This window comes from Hydrogenophaga laconesensis (assembly GCF_031457235.1).
Lineage (GTDB): Bacteria > Pseudomonadota > Gammaproteobacteria > Burkholderiales > Burkholderiaceae_C > Hydrogenophaga > Hydrogenophaga laconesensis.
The window spans coordinates 161,790-177,960 of record NZ_JAVDWE010000008.1; the positions used below are offsets into that span (position 1 = coordinate 161,790).

Annotated in this window: 20 protein-coding genes; 15 read left to right on the forward strand and 5 right to left on the reverse strand. The window is 67.6% G+C overall.

Annotated features, from left to right (window positions below; translation table 11 throughout):
• The first annotated feature begins 1 nt into the window (after window position 1).
• The 4 genes from J2X09_RS15310 to J2X09_RS15325 are packed head-to-tail and all read left to right on the forward strand — an operon-like array spanning window position 2 to window position 4,129.
• Complete coding sequence (locus tag J2X09_RS15310; protein ID WP_204734255.1) at window positions 2-1,030, forward strand: branched-chain amino acid ABC transporter permease; 1,029 nt, start codon at window positions 2-4, stop codon at window positions 1,028-1,030.
• Window positions 1,020-1,832, forward strand: a complete 813-nt coding sequence (locus J2X09_RS15315) for an ABC transporter ATP-binding protein (RefSeq protein ID WP_204734256.1) — start codon at window positions 1,020-1,022, stop codon at window positions 1,830-1,832. Before J2X09_RS15310 ends, J2X09_RS15315 begins: the two co-directional genes overlap by 11 nt.
• Window positions 1,829-2,644, forward strand: a complete 816-nt coding sequence (locus J2X09_RS15320) for an ABC transporter ATP-binding protein (RefSeq protein ID WP_204734257.1) — start codon at window positions 1,829-1,831, stop codon at window positions 2,642-2,644. Before J2X09_RS15315 ends, J2X09_RS15320 begins: the two co-directional genes overlap by 4 nt.
• 30 nt (window positions 2,645-2,674) lie before the next feature.
• Window positions 2,675-4,129, forward strand: a complete 1,455-nt coding sequence (locus J2X09_RS15325) for an aldehyde dehydrogenase (protein ID WP_204734258.1) — start codon at window positions 2,675-2,677, stop codon at window positions 4,127-4,129.
• 76 nt (window positions 4,130-4,205) lie between these two features.
• Here J2X09_RS15325 and J2X09_RS15330 read toward each other — a convergent pair whose 3' ends face one another.
• Both J2X09_RS15330 and J2X09_RS15335 read right to left on the reverse strand, forming a co-directional pair.
• Window positions 4,206-4,904 (reverse strand): extensin-like domain-containing protein, encoded by a 699-nt coding sequence (locus tag J2X09_RS15330; protein ID WP_204734259.1) that lies wholly within the window; start codon window positions 4,902-4,904, stop codon window positions 4,206-4,208.
• A 34-nt stretch (window positions 4,905-4,938) separates the two neighbouring features.
• Window positions 4,939-5,394, reverse strand: coding sequence for a host attachment protein (locus J2X09_RS15335; RefSeq protein WP_204734260.1), 456 nt, complete (start codon window positions 5,392-5,394; stop codon window positions 4,939-4,941).
• 157 nt (window positions 5,395-5,551) lie between these two features.
• On the opposite strand from J2X09_RS15335, the gene J2X09_RS15340 reads away from it, so the two are divergent.
• Both J2X09_RS15340 and J2X09_RS15345 read left to right on the forward strand, forming a co-directional pair.
• A complete protein-coding gene (locus tag J2X09_RS15340) occupies window positions 5,552-5,983 on the forward strand; it encodes a hypothetical protein (RefSeq protein ID WP_204734261.1) in 432 nt (143 codons plus the stop codon).
• Window positions 5,984-6,008: 25 nt separating this feature from the next.
• Window positions 6,009-6,470, forward strand: a complete 462-nt coding sequence (locus tag J2X09_RS15345) for a CreA family protein (RefSeq protein ID WP_204734262.1) — start codon at window positions 6,009-6,011, stop codon at window positions 6,468-6,470.
• 18 nt (window positions 6,471-6,488) lie between these two features.
• Here the strand turns inward: J2X09_RS15345 and J2X09_RS15350 are convergent, their stop codons facing one another.
• Window positions 6,489-6,827: a hypothetical protein gene (locus tag J2X09_RS15350; RefSeq protein ID WP_204734263.1), complete on the reverse strand. Its 339-nt coding sequence runs from the start codon at window positions 6,825-6,827 to the stop codon at window positions 6,489-6,491.
• A gap of 94 nt (window positions 6,828-6,921) precedes the next feature.
• Here J2X09_RS15350 and J2X09_RS15355 point away from each other — a divergent pair, with 94 nt between their 5' ends.
• The 9 genes from J2X09_RS15355 to J2X09_RS15395 all read left to right on the forward strand — a co-directional run bounded on the left by J2X09_RS15355 (window position 6,922) and on the right by J2X09_RS15395 (window position 15,237).
• A complete protein-coding gene (locus J2X09_RS15355) occupies window positions 6,922-7,401 on the forward strand; it encodes a hypothetical protein (protein WP_204734264.1) in 480 nt (159 codons plus the stop codon).
• Entirely contained in the window at window positions 7,398-7,706 is a 309-nt protein-coding gene (locus tag J2X09_RS15360) for a single stranded DNA-binding domain-containing protein (RefSeq protein WP_204734265.1), read from the forward strand. Before J2X09_RS15355 ends, J2X09_RS15360 begins: the two co-directional genes overlap by 4 nt.
• A 45-nt stretch (window positions 7,707-7,751) precedes the next feature.
• Window positions 7,752-9,032: a glutamate-5-semialdehyde dehydrogenase gene (locus J2X09_RS15365; RefSeq protein WP_204734266.1), complete on the forward strand. Its 1,281-nt coding sequence runs from the start codon at window positions 7,752-7,754 to the stop codon at window positions 9,030-9,032.
• Between the two features lie 50 nt (window positions 9,033-9,082).
• Window positions 9,083-9,358 carry a DUF2277 domain-containing protein gene (locus tag J2X09_RS15370; protein WP_204734267.1) on the forward strand — a complete coding sequence of 92 codons (276 nt, stop codon included), beginning with the start codon at window positions 9,083-9,085 and terminating at the stop codon, window positions 9,356-9,358.
• Window positions 9,359-9,506: 148 nt separating this feature from the next.
• Window positions 9,507-10,799, forward strand: a complete 1,293-nt coding sequence (gshA, locus tag J2X09_RS15375) for a glutamate--cysteine ligase (RefSeq protein WP_204734268.1) — start codon at window positions 9,507-9,509, stop codon at window positions 10,797-10,799.
• A 132-nt stretch (window positions 10,800-10,931) separates the two neighbouring features.
• On the forward strand, window positions 10,932-12,800 hold the full coding sequence (locus tag J2X09_RS15380; protein ID WP_204734269.1) for a potassium transporter Kup: 1,869 nt from the start codon (window positions 10,932-10,934) through the stop codon (window positions 12,798-12,800).
• Between the two features lie 53 nt (window positions 12,801-12,853).
• Window positions 12,854-14,038 carry a benzoate/H(+) symporter BenE family transporter gene (locus J2X09_RS15385; protein ID WP_204734270.1) on the forward strand — a complete coding sequence of 395 codons (1,185 nt, stop codon included), beginning with the start codon at window positions 12,854-12,856 and terminating at the stop codon, window positions 14,036-14,038.
• 12 nt (window positions 14,039-14,050) lie between these two features.
• The gene (gene gshB / locus J2X09_RS15390) at window positions 14,051-14,995 is read left to right on the forward strand and encodes a glutathione synthase (RefSeq protein ID WP_204734271.1); all 945 of its coding nucleotides are present in this window, start codon (window positions 14,051-14,053) and stop codon (window positions 14,993-14,995) included.
• Window positions 14,992-15,237 (forward strand): VF530 family protein, encoded by a 246-nt coding sequence (locus J2X09_RS15395; RefSeq protein ID WP_310308701.1) that lies wholly within the window; start codon window positions 14,992-14,994, stop codon window positions 15,235-15,237. The genes gshB and J2X09_RS15395 overlap by 4 nt, the downstream gene beginning before the upstream one ends.
• Here J2X09_RS15395 and J2X09_RS15400 read toward each other — a convergent pair whose 3' ends face one another.
• Window positions 15,238-15,939, reverse strand: coding sequence for a ferredoxin reductase (locus J2X09_RS15400; RefSeq protein WP_204734272.1), 702 nt, complete (start codon window positions 15,937-15,939; stop codon window positions 15,238-15,240). It abuts the gene before it with no gap.
• Complete coding sequence (locus J2X09_RS15405) at window positions 15,932-16,171, reverse strand: hypothetical protein (protein ID WP_204734273.1); 240 nt, start codon at window positions 16,169-16,171, stop codon at window positions 15,932-15,934. Before J2X09_RS15405 ends, J2X09_RS15400 begins: the two co-directional genes overlap by 8 nt.

Genomic DNA, 16,171 nt, shown 5'->3' on the forward strand with positions numbered 1-16,171 from the left:
AATGACGTCCCGCCAGTTTCTCATCCGCGACCTGCTGGTCCTCTTCGCGCTCACCGGCTGGGCCGTGGCCCTGCCCGGTTTTGCCAGCGAGTTCATCGTCTCCATGGCGCTGACCTGCCTGATGTACATCGCGCTCTCGTCGAGCTGGGCGATGTTCTGCGGCACCACGCGCTACCTCTCGCTCGCCACGTCGGCCTTCTTCGGCATCGGCGCCTACGCCAGCGCCATCCTGCTGGAGACGGTGTCCTGGGCGCAGGCCATCGGGCTGGGCGCACTCATCGCTGCGGGCGTGGCCATCGTCATGGGCGCGGCGGTGCTGCACCTGCGCGGCACCTACTTCGCGGTGCTCACCTTCGGCATGACGGAGCTCATCCGCCACGCCATCAGCTACTTCGAGAAAAGTGTCACCGGCACCGTGGGCCGGGTGCTCATGGTGGTGCCTGAGCGCGACACGGTGTACTTCACCGTGCTGCTGCTCGCGGTGGGCTCGGTGGCGCTGTCCATCGCCATCCGCCGCACGCGCTTCGGCCTGGCCATGCTCGGCATCGGTGCGGACGAACAGCGCGCGCAGACGCTGGGTGTGAACACCCGCTGGGTGAAGACCGCCGGCTTCGCGCTCACGGCGGCGGTGGCCGGCGCGGTGGGCGCTGCCATGTCCGTGCGCTGGACCTACATCGACCCGCACACCGTGTTCAACCCCTTCATCGGTTTCCAGACCGTGCTCATCGCGCTCATCGGCGGCGCGGCCACGCTGTGGGGCCCACTCATCGCCGCCATCGTGTTCAGCGTGCTCGCCGAGACCCTGCGCCTGCAGGTGCCGCAGGTCTACATGATGTCGCTCGGCCTGCTGCTCATCCTGTCGGTGCTGTACCTGCCGGGCGGCCTGGCCTCGGTGCGCACCGAGACCTTCCGCGGCTGGCGCGACAGCTCGAAGGCCTGGTGGACCGACATCAAGGACGACCTCAGTGGCGAGACGAAACGCCGCAAGCAGCGTGAAAAAGACCTGCGGGAGCGCCGCAATGACTTCTGATACCCGACAACCCCTGCTCGACGCGCGCGAAGTCACCGTGCGCTTCGGCGGCCTCACGGCGGTGGATGCCGTCAGCGCCCGCTTCATGCCTGGCGAACTGGTCGGCATCATCGGCCCCAACGGCGCGGGCAAGACGACCTTCTTCAACGCCATCTCCGGCGTCACGCGGCCCACCAGCGGCGCGCTTTCGGTGCAGGGCCGCGAGCTGGCCGGCAAGGGGCCTCACCGCTTCGCCGCACACGGCCTGGCCCGCACCTTCCAGACGCCGCGCACCTTCGGCGACATGCTGGTGCGCGACAACATCGCCTTCGGCCTGAAGTTCGCAGGCCGCCGCCGGCGCGAATACCTGTTCTGGGGCGACGAGGTGGGCGTGCCCTGGGTGCTGCGCACGCCAGACAGCATCCTGGGCCTGATCGGCCTGAGCGAGCAGGCCGATCTGCCCGCCGCTGCCATCACGCCATCGCAGCAGCGCCTGCTGGAGATCGGCATGGCGCTGGCCACGCGCCCCCGCATGCTGCTGCTGGACGAAGTGGCCGCCGGCCTGACGGAAAACGAGGTGGAGGAAATGGCCCGCCTCATCCGCCGCCTGCGCGACGAGCTCGACCTCACGGTGGTCTGGATCGAGCACGCCGTCACCACGCTGTTGCGGCACGTGGAGCGTGTGATCGTGCTGCACCAGGGCCGCAAGATCGCCGACGGCACGCCGGCCGAGGTGGTCAAGAACGCCGAGGTGATCGAGGCCTACCTGGGTGACGAGATGGGCGAGGCAGAAGAACACAGCGAAGAGGAGACCACCGCATGATGTGGTACCGCCCACAACCTTTTGAACTCGGCGGCGGCGAGAAAGCGCGGCTGAAGATCAGCGGCCTGTCCGCCGGCTACGGCGCCTTCCTCGTGCTGCGCGACCTCCGGCTCGACATCCAGCCCGGCCTCACCGTCGTGCTCGGTCCCAACGGCGCGGGCAAGACCACGCTGCTCAAGGCCCTCAACGGCCTCATTCCGCGCAGGGGCACCGTGCTGCTCGATGGCCAGGAGCTCGCCGAGAAAACGCACGAGATCGTGCAGGCCGGCGTGGCCCTGGTGCCCGAGGGCCGACAGCTGTTCCCGCAGATGACCGTCACGGAAAACCTGGAGCTTGGCGGCTGGCTCGTGCCCAAGGCAGAACGTGCGCGCCGGCTGGAGCAGGCCTTCGCCGACTTCCCCAAACTCAGGGAACGCGCCGCGCAGCTGGCCGGCACCATGAGCGGTGGCGAACAACAGATGGTGGCCGTGGCCCGCGCCATGATGTGCGCGCCCCGCCTGCTGATGCTCGACGAGCCTTCGCTCGGCCTGGCCCCACGCATGGTGGACGAACTGCTCGCCATCGCGCGGCGCATCGCCGACGCGGGCACCACCGTGCTCATGGTCGAACAGAACGTGAAGAAGGCGCTGGCCGTGGCGGACCGGGGCTATGTGCTCGAACGCGGCGTCATCGTTGCCAGCGGACCCGCGAAGCTGCTTGCCCGCTCCACCGTCATCCGCGAGGCCTACCTCGGCGCCGACAAGGACCCCGCCAGCGGCACCACCAGCGCGGCCGACGCCGTGCAGCGCCGCAAGGCCGTGGCCACCGCCTGAACCCACAACACACAACCAGGAGAAACCAACATGTCCGATCTGTCCATGCTCATCAACGGCCTGAAAGTCACCGCCGAAAAGGGCGCCACCTTCGAACGCCGCAACCCGCTGGATGGCAGCGTGGCCACCCGCGCGCCCGCCGCCAGCCCGGCCGACGCCGTGATGGCCGTGGAGGCCGCCGCCGAAGCCTTCAAGACCTGGAGCGAAACCGGTCCCAACGAACGCCGTGCCTTGCTGCTCAAGGCCGCCGACGCACTCGAAGCCAAGCTGCCGAAGTTCATCGAGGCCGTGGCCGCGGAAACCGGCGCCACCGGCATGTGGGCCGGCTTCAACACCATGCTGGCCGCCAGCATGATCCGCGAGGCCGCTGCACTCACCACGCAGATCTCGGGCGAAGTGATCCCGTCCGACGTGCCCGGCTCGCTCGCGATGGGCGTGCGCCAGCCCGCTGGCGTGGTGCTGGGCATCGCGCCGTGGAACGCGCCCATCATCCTCGGCGTGCGCGCCATCTGCGTGCCGCTGGCCTGCGGCAACACGGTGATCTTCAAGGGCAGTGAGAACTGCCCGCGCACGCACCAGCTCATCGTGGAAGCCTTCCAGGACGCGGGCTTTCCGCCCGGTGTGGTGAACTACATCACCAACGCCCCGGCCGACGCCGGTGCCGTGGTCGAGGCGATGGTGGCGCATCCGGCGGTGCGCCGCGTCAACTTCACCGGCTCCACCAAGGTCGGCAAGATCATCGCCATGACCTGCGCCAGGTACCTCAAGCCGGTGGTGCTCGAACTCGGAGGCAAGGCGCCCATGGTCATCCTGGACGACGCCAACGTGGAAGATGCCGTGAACGGTGCCGCCTTTGGCTGCTTCGCCAACAGCGGCCAGATCTGCATGAGCACCGAACGCCTCATCGTCGACCAGAAGATCGCCGACGAATTCGTGAAGAAGTTCAGCGACAAGGCCAAGGCCCTGCCGCTGGGCGACCCGCGCAAGCCCGAGCCCGTGGTGCTCGGTTCCGTCATCGGCCAGGGCACCGTGGACCACTGCAATGCCCTGATCGACGACGCGCTCGCCAAGGGCGCCAAGCTGGTGTGCGGCGAAAAGGCCACCAGCACGCTGATGCCCGCCACCGTGCTCGACCACGTGACCCCAGCCATGCGCATCTACCATGAGGAAACCTTCGGTCCCGTGAAGTGTGTGGTGCGCGTCAAGAGCGTGGAAGAGGCCATCGCCTGTGCCAACGACAACGAGTACGGGCTCTCGTCCGCCGTGTTCGGCGGCGACATCGCCCGTGCCTTCAATGTCGCCCGCAAGATCGACAGCGGCATCTGCCACGTGAATGGCCCCACCGTGCACGACGAGGCCCAGATGCCGTTCGGTGGCGTGAAGGGTTCGGGCATCGGCCGCTTTGGCGGCAAGGCCGGCATTCACGAGTTCACGGAACTGCGCTGGGTGACGCTGCAGACCACGCCACGGCACTATCCGTTCTGATGCATTGAGAGGGCCGGCCCTTTTCAGGGCCGGGGTTCGGCCGCTCAGCCCTGGGCGCGCACCAGCTCGGCGGCCTTCAACGGCACATGCGGAAACTGCCCCGGTCCAGGTGCAGGTGGTCGCGGTGGGCGGCGTTGTAGTCCGGGCTCAAGGTTGCGCTGAAGAACGGGCAGGCGCCGTTGCGGGCATCGCGCAGGAAGCGGGCTTCCCGTGTCCCTTCGCGCGGCCAGTGGTCGAGCACGCTGACGCGGCGGCCATCGGCGAGGCGGAAACCGATGACGTCGAACGCGTTGGCGGTGGCGTGCTGGCTGCGGCGCGAGCCTTCGCCACCGGTGTCGCCACGCACGTTGCGGCAGGCGTAGCTGCCCACATGTTCGACCTGGATGACGCGCCCGCCCAGGTGGGTGCTGGCGGCGGCCTGCAGGCCGTGGCGCTCCCACAGGGCGAGGGACACAGCGGCGGGGCAGGTGAGGGTGAAGGCGGGGTGGAAGCGCGCGTCGTCCACGCGCACGGCATCGCGCCAGCCGCAACCGTCGCGCAGGTCGTTGTCTGGCAGGGTGGTGTGCTTGAGTCCGGCTCGGTCCAGCACGGCCTGGCATTGCGGCGCGTCCTGTTCCAGGCGCAGCAGCTTGTGGCGGGTGAGCAGGTTGGGCGGGTGGTGCACGCTCAGGGGTGCCCAGGGGTTCCATTCGGGCGGAACGGCGAGACGGCCGCTGTGCAGCAGCCATGTGCAGAGCGCCGCGATGGCGATCGTCAAGGCGAGCAGGGTGCGCATGCGAACGCTGTGGGCCGCCTCTGCCGCCGTGCCGTCACGAGGTGGCGGTGGCGCGCGAGGTGGGGAACAGGCGACGCATCAGGTCGGCGTTGCTTTCGTGGATGAGGTCCTTGTCCAGCGAATCGACGATGGCGCTGGACACTTCCTGGTGAAACTCTTCGCGCAGGTAGCCCAGCAGGCGAGGAGCGGCCACGATGTGGATCTCGTCGTAGCGCTTCTCGCGTCGAAGGTCGAGCAGGCGCTGGGCGATGCGCGCGGCGAATACGCGGGCATGCTGGTGGCGTTCCGAATCGCTCGCAGACACGGTGGCCTGGGGGTTGCCGTTGCCGCTGGCCCGACGTCCGTGCGGTCCGTTGCGCAGCTCGCGTTCGCGGGCGTGGGCATCGGGGTCGGTGAACTCTTCAACGGGTTTGAGTTCGCTGCCCTTGCGGGGTTTTTCCAGGATGCGGGCGATGGCCTCGTCGGCCACGAGAACCCAGGTGGTCTTCATGCGATGGCTCCTTTCAAAAGCCCATCCTGCCCCGGGGGGCGGGGCTGCGCTGTAGGACACGGCCGCATGCGCCCGCCGGTGCCCTGCTTGCCCTGAGCGGCTCCAGCCGACATACTGCACCGATCGCCTTTTCGTCCATCTTCTCAGGAGCACGCGCATGTCCCTCGACGAATACAACCACCACGCCCGACTGGGCCCGATGGCAGGGCCACCCACCAACGCGTCGCAGCTGGCTGGTCAGCAGGCATATGACAACGCGCATCGGCAGCTGCCACAGGGAGGCGTCTACTCAACGCCTTCGGGCCCGCCGGGCGAGATTCCGAAGTTCCTGCGCGAGGGTGCGCTGCGGCGCGGGCTGTGGACGATGGGAATCGCGACGGTGCTCTCCATCGTGTCCGGGCTGTTGCTGCGGCCAGGCACGAATCTGTCCGACGGCGTGATCGCGGTCACTGCCATTGCGTTCATCTTCGGCCTGTTCCTGACCCTCTGTGGCGTGATTTCGAAAATCGCAGGTCTGCGCAAGAAGCCCTCGATCACCCCCGCGAGCGAGGCCACGGCGGCCGCGGCCGAGCACGTCGACAAGCGTTGATTCCCGATCTGAAAGCGACCACCTGATGCGCCTTGTTGCTGCCCTTGTGTTGTTGTCTGCAGTTGCCGCCTCTGCCCAGGAAATCGGCTCAGTGGACACAGTTTTCAAGTTCTTCGGACCGGACCACAAGATCGTGGTGGAGGCTTATGACGATCCGGGCGTGAGCGGCGTCACCTGCTACATGTCGCGCGCGAAGACGGGTGGCATCAAGGGCGCGTTCGGTCTGGCGGAGGACAAGTCCGAAGCGTCCATCGCCTGCCGCCAGGTCGGGCCGATCTCGATCCCGAAGCCGATCCGGACGCAGGAAGAAATCTTCAGCGAGCGCACCAGCCTGATCTTCAAAAGGCTGCGCATCGTGCGGATGGTGGACCCCAAGCGGCACTCGCTGGTCTACCTCACCTACTCGGACCGTGTGATCGAGGGTTCGCCGCAGAACTCGGTGGCCGTGGTTCCGGTGGAGGCGGCTACGCCGATTCCGCTGCGTTGAACAGGCCGGCTGGAGGCCTCAGTCCGGCAGCGGGTGTGCTTCGATCCCCACCTGCAGGATGGCGGCGTATGGCCCGCGATAGGGCAGGCCGGTGATGACATCGATCTCCTCGGGTGCGCCGGCGCTCAGCTGCACGCGGTCGTACAGCCCATGGGGCGCAAAGGCGATGAGCAGCGCCCGGAAGTCGCTGCGGGCGCCCATGCGAATGATGCGGTAGAGCTCACCTTTGAGGTTGAGCACGGCGATGTCCTTGGGCGGATGCGGGTTGAGACTTTGCGGCCGCCGTTTCAGGAAGGCCACCAGCAGGTGGTCGAAGGGCAGCGGTTCGATATGGGGCATCTGTCGGGTTTCAATCATGTATCCAGGGGTTACGTGAAGGGAATGGCAGTTCCTCTACGTATGAAATCCGCATCTGGATGCACCTGCACCGTCTGGCTGTACCCTTGACCCCATGACATCCGATACCCAGGAACCCATTCAGGAAGCCCGCGTCTGGAGCGATGAGCACTGGACCGCCCGCGTCATCAAGAACGAGGACGACGACGGCTGGGCCGTGGCCATGTACCTCGACAACGGCGCGGAGCCCGCGCTCGTCGGCCCCTGGACCATGGGCCGCGACAAGAAGAACCCGAAGCCGCTGGACACCGCAGCGTTCCACACGCTGGTGAAGACCGCGAAAGAGGTCATCCGCCGCTCCGAACAGCAGCTGCATGCGCAGCTGAACAAGAGCGTTGCCGTCACGGTGGGTGGGCAGCGCATCCGCGTCGCGCTGGCCATCGTGCCGGACGAGGAGGGCGCGACCGCCACGCTGCGCGCGCTCGACGAGTTCGACGCGGAGATGGCCTGCGTGCCCGTGCGGCCAACTTTCAAATTGAACGTGGACAGCGCGCAGGCCTGGATCGCCAGCGGTTTCGAGAAGCCGTCCCGATGATCGATGGACTGGTCGCCGGGCGATTGATGGGCGAGGCCTCCCGGCGGGTGGACAAGGCGGGGCGCGGCTACATCGTGGCGCGCGTGCTGGCCCGCAACCGGGCCGACGAAGAGTTCATCGTCAACGTGATCGCCTTCGACGAGGCGGCCGGCCAGGCGCTGGTGGCGCTGCGCGACGGCGAGTCGCTCACGCTCTCGGGCGGGCTCACGCCCAAGGTGTGGACCGACAAGCAGGGCGTCGTGCGCGCCAGCCTGGACCTGGTGGCCACCCACGTGCTCACCGCGCACCAGGCCGGCGGCGCTTGACCCCGCGTTCGCCAAGGGCGTGAGCCTCTGCGAAAATCATGCCCCATGAACGCCACCAACACCACCGAACTCATGAACACCCTGGGCCAGCAGGCCCTGGTGGCCTCGCGCCTCATGGCCCGGGCCAGCGCGGCGGACAAGGGCCGCGCCCTGCGCGGCATGGCCCAGCTGCTGCGCGAGAGTGGCGAACCCCTGGCGGTGGAGAACGCGAAAGACCTGGAGCGTGCCCGTGCCAACGGCCTGGCCGAGCCCATGGTCGACCGCCTCAAGCTCACGCCCAAGGTGATCGAGACCTGCGCCCAAGGCTGCGAGCAGCTCGCGGCCATGCCGGACATCATCGGCGACATCACCGGCATGAAGCAGATGCCCAGCGGCATTCGCGTCGGCCAGATGCGCGTGCCCATCGGCGTGTTCGGCATGATCTACGAGAGCCGCCCGAACGTGACCATCGAGGCCGCATCGCTGGCCATCAAGAGCGGCAATGCCGCGATCCTGCGCGGCGGCTCGGAGGCCATCGACTCCAACCGCGCCCTGGCCGCGCTGGTGCAACGCGCCCTGCTCGACGCCGGTCTCCCTGCCGACGCGGTGCAGCTCGTGCCCACCACCGACCGCGCCGCCGTCGGCCAGCTCATCGCCATGCCGCAGTACGTGGACGTGATCATTCCGCGCGGCGGCAAGGGGCTGATCGAGCGCATCAGCGCCGAGGCCAAGGTACCGGTGATCAAGCACCTGGACGGCAACTGCCACACCTACGTGGACGACCCCTGCGACATCGCCCTGGCGGTGAAGGTGACGGACAACGCCAAGACCCAGAAATACAGCCCCTGCAACGCCACGGAAAGCCTGCTGGTGGCGCGCACCGTGGCCGCGGATTTCCTGCCGAAGATCGGCGCCATCTTCGCGGCCAAGGGCGTGGAAATGCGCGCGTGCGAAGGCAGTCGGGCCCTTCTCGCCGCCGTGCCGGGCGCGAACCTGAAGGCCGCGACCGAGGCCGACTGGTCCGAGGAATACCTGGCGCCCGTGATCAGCATCAAGCTCGTGGATGGCGTGGACGAGGCCATCGCCCACATCAACCGCTACAGCAGCCACCACACCGACGCCATCATCACCACGCACCATGTGCACGCCCAGCGCTTCCTGCGCGAAGTTGATTCGGCGAGTGTCATGGTGAATGCGAGCACCCGCTTCGCTGACGGTTTCGAGTACGGGCTGGGCGCGGAAATCGGCATTTCCACCGACAAGTTTCACGCTCGCGGCCCGGTGGGCGTGGAGGGCCTGACCTCGCTCAAGTACGTCGTGCTGGGTGAAGGCGAAGTGCGCGGCTGACGACCGCCGCCGGCAGGCAGGCGCTGCCAACCCAACGCAGGAGCCGAACCATGTGCCGGAACATCAAGACCCTGTTCAACTTCGAGCCCCCCGCCACGGAACTGGAAATCCGCGACGCCTCGCTGCAGTTCGTGCGCAAGCTCAGCGGGTTCAACGTGCCGTCGCAGGCCAACACCGAGGCCTTCGACCGGGCGGTGGAGCAGGTGGCCACCGCCGCGCGTGAACTGATGGCCTCGCTGCGCACCACCGCTGCGCCGCGCAACCGCGAGGTGGAGGCGGCCAAGGCGAAGGCGCGATCCCTGGCGCGGTTCGGGCCGGGCGAATGAGCCCGAGGTGCACCTCGCCGCCGCCCCATGCCCTTCACAGGGGCGGCTTGTCGGGCGCCGGTGGGGCCGGGCAGCACCTTGAAAACCTGTCAGGCGCCCCCATTACACTGGCTGCTTCCCAGCCGCCCATACCCCTCCCCCCCTCCCTATGGTCCCGCACCTCGTCACGGCCCTGACCGGCCCCATCAACGAACTCGAACAGCGCATCCTCGAATCCACGCCGGTGATCGAGCGCTGGTTCAGGCTGGAGTGGATGGAGCACACGCCGCCCTTCTACAGTTCGGTGGACGTGCGCAACGCCGGCTTCAAGCTGGCGCCGGTGGACACCAACTTGTACCCCGGCGGCTGGAACCACCTCACGCCTGAAATGCTGCCGCTGGCGGTGCAGGCCGCCATGGCCGCCATCGAGAAGATCTGCCCGGAGGCGAAGAACCTGCTGCTGGTGCCTGAGAGCACCACCGACACCTTCTACCTGAGCAACCTGGCACAGCTGCAGCGCATCTTCTACATGGCCGGGCTCAACGTGCGCCTGGGCTCGCTGTCGAACGACATCAAGTCGCCCAGGACCATCGAGCTGCCGGGCGGCGACAAGGTGACGCTGGAGCCGTTGCTGCGCAGCAAGCGCCGCCTGGGGCTGAAGAATTTCGACCCCTGCACCATCCTGCTCAACAACGACCTGAGCGCGGGCGTGCCCGGTATCCTGGAGGACCTGCACGAGCAGTACCTGCTGCCACCGCTGCACGGCGGCTGGGGCACGCGGCGCAAGAGCCACCACTTCAAGGCGTATGAGGAGGTGTCCAAGCGCTTCGGCAAGCTGCTGGGCATGGACCCCTGGCTCATCAATCCGATGTTCAGCCAGTGCGGTGAGGTGGACTTCAACGCCGATGAGGGACTGGAATGCCTGCGTTCCAGCACCGACGCGCTGCTGGGCAAGATCCGCCGCAAATACAAGGAATACGGCATCAACGAAAAGCCGTTCGTGGTGGTCAAGGCCGACAACGGCACGGGCGGCATGGGCATTCTCACCGTGCGCGACGCCAAGGACATCGACAACCTCTCGGCCAAGACCAAGGCGCGCATGGCCGTGGGCCAGGCCGGGCAGGAGGTGCACGAGGTCATCATCCAGGAAGGTGTGCTGACCAACGAGCGCATCAACAGCGCGGTGGCCGAGCCCGTGGTGTACATGATGGACCGCTACGTGGTGGGCGGCTTCTACCGCGTGCACGCCACGCGCGGCGTGGACGAGAACCTGAACGCACCTGGCTCGAGCTTCGTGCCGCTGGCCTTCGAGCAGAGCGCGCAGCTGCCGCAACCCGGCGTGAAACCCGGCGCCAGCGTGCCCAACCGGTTCTACATGTACGGCGTGATCGGCCGTCTGGCCATGCTCGCGGCCAGCTACGAACTGGAAGCCACCGACCCGGACGCCGAAGTCTACGAGTGAGTTGCTGCGGCGCAACATTTTTCGGCTGAGCCCGGTTTAGAGAACCGGGTCGGCAGACAAGCTCGGGGCGCTGGCGCAAAATCGCGTTCCCTCGACAACTGAACCCCGCGCCGAACAGGCCGGGGTTGTTTTGTGTCAGCTTCCAGATCGTCACTGGCTGCGCTCACCCTGGGCGCCATCGGCGTGGTGTACGGCGATATCGGCACGAGCGTGCTGTACGCCGTCAAGGAGATCTTCGGATCCGGCCACGTTCCTTTCACCCACGCGAACGTCTACGGCATCCTGTCCATCCTGTTCTGGACGTTGACTGTCATCGTCTCGCTCAAGTATGTCGTGCTGGTCCTGCGCGCGGACAACAACGGCGAGGGGGGGTTGATCGCGATGCTCGCGCTGGCGTCCACGGCGGTGAAAGACCGCCCGGCGCTGCGTCAGGCGCTGCTGGCGATCGGTATCTTCGGCACCGCGCTCTTCTATGGCGACGGCGTCATCACGCCGGCGATTTCCGTGCTCTCGGCGGTGGAGGGGCTGGAGGTGATCTCCCCCCACTTCAGGCACTACGTGGTGCCCATCACCCTGCTCGTGCTGTTCGTGCTGTTCGCGGTGCAGAAGCGTGGCACGGGCGGCATCGGCCGCTTCTTCGGGCCGATCACGCTCGCGTGGTTCCTCACCATCGCCGCGCTGGGCGTGTCGCAGATCGTGGGCCACCCGGAAATCCTGGGCGCGCTCAACCCGGTGCACGCGCTGCGCTTCATGTGGGCGCAGCCGGGCACCACCTTCATCATCCTGGGCGCGGTGGTGCTGTGCGTCACCGGTGCCGAGGCGCTCTATGCCGACCTGGGGCACTTCGGCAAGCGGCCGATCCGTCTGGCCTGGTTCTCGGTGGTCATGCCCTGCCTCACGCTGAACTACTTCGGCCAGGGCGCGCTGCTGCTGGAAGACCCGGCGGCCGTGAAGAACCCGTTCTTCAACATGGCGCCCGGGTGGCTGCTGCTGCCGCTGGTGGTGATGGCCACCATGGCCACGGTGATCGCCTCACAGGCGCTCATCACGGGGGCTTTTAGCGTCACCAAGCAGGCGATCCAGCTGGGCTACCTGCCGCGGCTCAAGATCCTGCACACCAGCGTCAAGCACACGGGACAGATCTACATGCCGTTCGTGAACTGGAGCCTGTTCGTCGCCATCCTGCTCGCGGTGGTGATGTTCAAGTCGTCGAGCAACCTCGCCGCCGCCTACGGCATCGCGGTCACGCTGGACATGCTGATCACCACGGTGCTCACCTTTTTCGTGGTGCGCTACAGCTGGAAGTACCCGCTGTGGGTGTGCGTGGCGGCCACCGGCTTCTTCTTCCTGGTCGACCTCGCCTTCTTCAGCTCCAACCTGCTCAAGCTCTTTGCCGGCGGCTGGTTCCCGTTGCTGATCGGCGGCGCGGTGTTCACGCTGATGATGACGTGGAAGCAGGGGCGAGCGCTGATGCACGAAAAGCAGCATGCCGAATCCATCGAGCTCAACAGCTTCCTCGACGCTCTGTTCATGGCACCTCCGGCACGCGTGGAGGGCACGGCGGTGTTCCTCACCGCCGACGCCGACACCGTGCCCAATGCCCTTCTGCACAACCTCAAGCACAACAAGGTGCTGCACGAGCAGAACCTGTTCGTGACGGTGCGCAGCCACGAGGTGCCGTGGATCGGTCTGGACAAGCGCCTGCAGATTGAACCCCTGGGGCACGACTGCTGGCAGGTGACCGTGAACTACGGCTTCAAGAACGACCTGGACCTGCCGGAGGCGTTGTCGGCCATGCGGGGGCGCGGCTGTGACCTCGGCCCGATGACCACCAGCTACTTCCTCTCGCGTGACGTGGTGGTGCCCACCATCGGCAGCGGCATGGCCCCCTGGCGCGAGAAGCTCTTCGCCCAGATGCACCACAACGCCAGTGCGGCGGCCGAGTTCCTCAACCTGCCCAGCAATGCGGTGATCGAGCTCGGCTCCAAGGTGGAGATCTAGGCCGGCGGCCGTAGGCGGCGCGGGGGGATTCTTCTTCCCGGCACAATCGCGCGATGTCTTTTTTCCGTGATGTGAACCTCTCGGCCGCCACGGCCGGTTTTGTGGCCGTGCTCGTGGGCTTCACCAGCTCGGTGGCCATTGTCTTCCAGGCCGCGCAGGCCTTTGGCGCCACACCGGCGCAGATCACCTCCTGGATGTGGGCGCTCGGCCTGGGCATGGGTCTGTGCTCGGCCGTTCCGTCGCTCGTGTTGCGACAGCCCGTCATGGTGGCGTGGAGCACGCCGGGTGCTGCCGTGCTGGCCACGGCCGGTCTGGCGGGGGGCTTCACCATGGCCGATGCGGTGGGCGCCTTTCTCATCAGCGCCGCGCTCATCGTGCTGGTGGGCGCCACGGGCTGGTTCGAGCGGGTGATGAACCGCATTCCCATGGCGATCGCATCCGCCTTGCTGGCCGGCGTGCTGGCGCGCTTCGGCCTGCAGGCCTTTGCCGCCGCGCAGACTGCGCTCCCTCTGGTGGTGCTGATGCTGCTGGCCTACCTGCTGGCGCGACGGCTGCTGCCGCGCTATGCGGTGCCGCTCACGCTCGCGGTGGCCGTCGTCTATGTGGTGGCGCGCGGCCAGTTCAACAGCGGGGCGGTCACGTTCGAACTTGCCATGCCGGTGTTCACCATGCCCGCCTTCAGCCTGGCCGCGTTCACCAGCCTGGCGTTGCCGCTGTTCGTGGTCACCATGGCTTCGCAGAACCTGCCCGGTGTGGCGGCGATCCGGGCGGCCGGCTACGGCATGCCGATCTCGAAGATCATCACCCTCACCGGTGCCGCCACGCTGGTGCTGGCGCCATTCGGTGCCTTCGCACTCAACCTCAGTGCCATCACCGCCGCCATCTGCATGGGCCCGGAAGCGCACGCCGAGCGCGACAAGCGCTACACCGCCGCTGTGGTGTGCGGTGCGCTCTATGTGCTCATCGGCCTGTTCGGTGCGGCCATCACGGGCCTGCTCATCGCCTTTCCGCGCGAGCTGGTCATGGCCATCGCCGGCATCGCGCTGCTGGGCAGCATCGGCGGTGGCCTGCACGCCGCGCTCAAGGACGACACCCACCGCGAGGCCGCGCTCATCACCTTCCTCGTCACGCTCAGCGGCGTGGTCATCGGCGGCATCGGCTCGGCCTTCTGGGGCGTGGTCGCCGGCGCGGTCGCGCTGCTTGTGCAACAGTACGGACTCTCTTCGAAAAAGCCCTGAACGAACCACGCCATGAAAATCCTCGTCGTCGCCGATCCGCTCGAAGCCTTCAAGATCACCAAGGACACCACCTTCGCGATGATGCGCGAGCTGCAGAAGCGCGGCCACGCGCTGGCCGCGTGCGAGCCCGAGCACCTTCAGTGGCAGAGTGGCCAGCCCGTCACCGCTCAGGTGCGGCACGTCGCGCTCACCGGCGACGCCGATGCCTGGTTCAAGGCCACCGGCGAAGGCCGCGAACCGCTGCACACCTTCGACGCCGTGCTCATGCGCAAGGACCCGCCCTTCGACAGCGAATTCTTCTACGCCACCCATCTGCTGGAACAGGCCGAGCGCGAAGGCGCGCGCGTGTTCAACAGCCCGCGCGCGCTGCGCGACCACCCGGAAAAGCTGGCGCTGATGGAGTTCGCCCGGTTCGCGCCACCCACGCTGGTCACGCGCCGGCCCGAGGCGATCCGCGCCTTCCATGCGGAACACAGGGACGTGATCCTCAAGCCGCTCGATGGCATGGGCGGCATGGGCATCTTCCGCGTCGGGGCCGACGGCATGAACCTCGGATCCATCATCGAGACGCTGAACCAGGGCGGCGCCACCAGCGTGATGGTGCAGCGCTACCTGCCCGAGATCGTGCAGGGCGACAAGCGCCTGCTGCTCATTGGCGGCAAGGTGGCGCCTTTTGTGCTGGCGCGCATTCCGCAGGGCAGCGAGGTGCGTGGCAATCTGGCCGCTGGCGGCAAGGGCGTGGCGCAGCCGCTGAGCGATGTGGACCGCCGGGTGGCCGAGGCCATCGCACCCACGCTGGCCGCGCGGGGCCTGCTGCTGGTGGGTCTGGACATGATCGGCGACAAGGTGACCGAGATCAACGTCACCAGCCCGACCTGCTTCCAGGAAATCCAGCAGCAGACCGGTTTCGACGTGCCCGCCATGTTCGTCGACGCGCTGGAGGCGGCGCTGGCGTGAGTGCCCCGGCCCAGCCCAACAACCCGCTGCATGGCCTCACGCTCGAGGCCATGCTCACCGCGCTGGTGAACCGCTACGGTTGGGATGGCCTGGGCGAGCGCATCCCGGTGCGCTGCTTCAACATCGATCCCAGCATCAGCTCCAGCCTGCGCTTCCTGCGCAAGACACCCTGGGCGCGCGAGAAGGTCGAGGGGCTCTACCTCTTCATGCTGCGGGAGGAGCGCCGCGCGGGCCGGGATTGATCACGTCGCGCGGTGCGCCGCGTCGAACGACTCCTGGTGAAGCCGTTCGGCGGGCCAACCCAGGCCCGCAGCGGTGGCGGCGCCGGCTTCCATGAACGCCGCCGGGCCGCACAGGTAGACGTGCGATAGCGCGGGCACCCGCGCAAGGATGCGCGAAAACGCCATGCGGCCCTGCGCGCCTGGCGCGCTGCACCAGTGGCTCACGTGGCGCGCATACGGCGCTTCGCGCACGTGCGCGAGAAAAGGCGCCTGTTCCGGCGATCGAAAACCGTGGTGCAACTCGAACGACGCGGCGGTGCGCCACAGGTGCGCGGCCATCGACAGCATCGGCGTGATGCCGATACCCCCGGCCAGCAGCACGTGGTGCAGCGCGCCACCGTGCAATGGAAAACTGTTGCGCGGCCGGCTCACGCGCAGCCGGTCGCCCACGCGCAGCGCGTGCATGGTGCGTGAGCCGCCCTGCCCCTGAGGTTCCAGGCGCACGCCCAGCAGGTAGTGGTCACGCGCATGCGGCGCGTTCGCCAGCGAGTACGCACGGACCGCTCCACCTGGAAACAGCACGTCGACGCACGCGCCCGCCTCGAACGTGGACAGAGGCTGGCCCTGCACGGAGGCCAGCTCCAGCGCCACGGTGTCGCCAGTCTCCATCCAGCGCCGGCGCACCTGCACATCGAGCCACACGGGGCTGTCCCAATCAGACATCGTTCTTCCGCCAGTAGATGCGGCAATGGGCGCAACCGCGTCCGCAGCAGTGAACGGCGGCGGAGGCCGGCACGCCGTTGATCAGCCTCACCGTGCCGTCACCGCCCGCAGTGGGTGGGGCGGTGGGCGTGGGTGGCGCCGGATGGCGCTGTGCGTTGCCCGCGTCCAGCTGCTGCCGCAGGGGTTCACCGCGCAGCACGGTGCGCACCGTGGCGTCGCGTTCGCCGGTCAC

What these genes read in the sequence shown, in the direction of transcription:
- J2X09_RS15320 (WP_204734257.1), top strand. Translation starts at nt 1,829, where the DNA reads ATGATGTGGTACCGCCCACAACCTTTTGAACTCGGCGGCGGCGAGAAA.
- J2X09_RS15385 (WP_204734270.1), top strand. Translation starts at nt 12,854, where the DNA reads ATGTCTTTTTTCCGTGATGTGAACCTCTCGGCCGCCACGGCCGGTTTT.
- gshA (WP_204734268.1), top strand. Translation starts at nt 9,507, where the DNA reads ATGGTCCCGCACCTCGTCACGGCCCTGACCGGCCCCATCAACGAACTC.
- J2X09_RS15335 (WP_204734260.1), bottom strand. Translation starts at nt 5,394, where the DNA reads ATGAAGACCACCTGGGTTCTCGTGGCCGACGAGGCCATCGCCCGCATC.
- J2X09_RS15340 (WP_204734261.1), top strand. Translation starts at nt 5,552, where the DNA reads ATGTCCCTCGACGAATACAACCACCACGCCCGACTGGGCCCGATGGCA.
- J2X09_RS15350 (WP_204734263.1), bottom strand. Translation starts at nt 6,827, where the DNA reads ATGATTGAAACCCGACAGATGCCCCATATCGAACCGCTGCCCTTCGAC.
- J2X09_RS15310 (WP_204734255.1), top strand. Translation starts at nt 2, where the DNA reads ATGACGTCCCGCCAGTTTCTCATCCGCGACCTGCTGGTCCTCTTCGCG.
- J2X09_RS15365 (WP_204734266.1), top strand. Translation starts at nt 7,752, where the DNA reads ATGAACGCCACCAACACCACCGAACTCATGAACACCCTGGGCCAGCAG.
- J2X09_RS15325 (WP_204734258.1), top strand. Translation starts at nt 2,675, where the DNA reads ATGTCCGATCTGTCCATGCTCATCAACGGCCTGAAAGTCACCGCCGAA.
- J2X09_RS15370 (WP_204734267.1), top strand. Translation starts at nt 9,083, where the DNA reads ATGTGCCGGAACATCAAGACCCTGTTCAACTTCGAGCCCCCCGCCACG.
- J2X09_RS15355 (WP_204734264.1), top strand. Translation starts at nt 6,922, where the DNA reads ATGACATCCGATACCCAGGAACCCATTCAGGAAGCCCGCGTCTGGAGC.
- gshB (WP_204734271.1), top strand. Translation starts at nt 14,051, where the DNA reads ATGAAAATCCTCGTCGTCGCCGATCCGCTCGAAGCCTTCAAGATCACC.
- J2X09_RS15400 (WP_204734272.1), bottom strand. Translation starts at nt 15,939, where the DNA reads ATGTCTGATTGGGACAGCCCCGTGTGGCTCGATGTGCAGGTGCGCCGG.
- J2X09_RS15360 (WP_204734265.1), top strand. Translation starts at nt 7,398, where the DNA reads ATGATCGATGGACTGGTCGCCGGGCGATTGATGGGCGAGGCCTCCCGG.
- J2X09_RS15315 (WP_204734256.1), top strand. Translation starts at nt 1,020, where the DNA reads ATGACTTCTGATACCCGACAACCCCTGCTCGACGCGCGCGAAGTCACC.
- J2X09_RS15345 (WP_204734262.1), top strand. Translation starts at nt 6,009, where the DNA reads ATGCGCCTTGTTGCTGCCCTTGTGTTGTTGTCTGCAGTTGCCGCCTCT.
- J2X09_RS15330 (WP_204734259.1), bottom strand. Translation starts at nt 4,904, where the DNA reads ATGCGCACCCTGCTCGCCTTGACGATCGCCATCGCGGCGCTCTGCACA.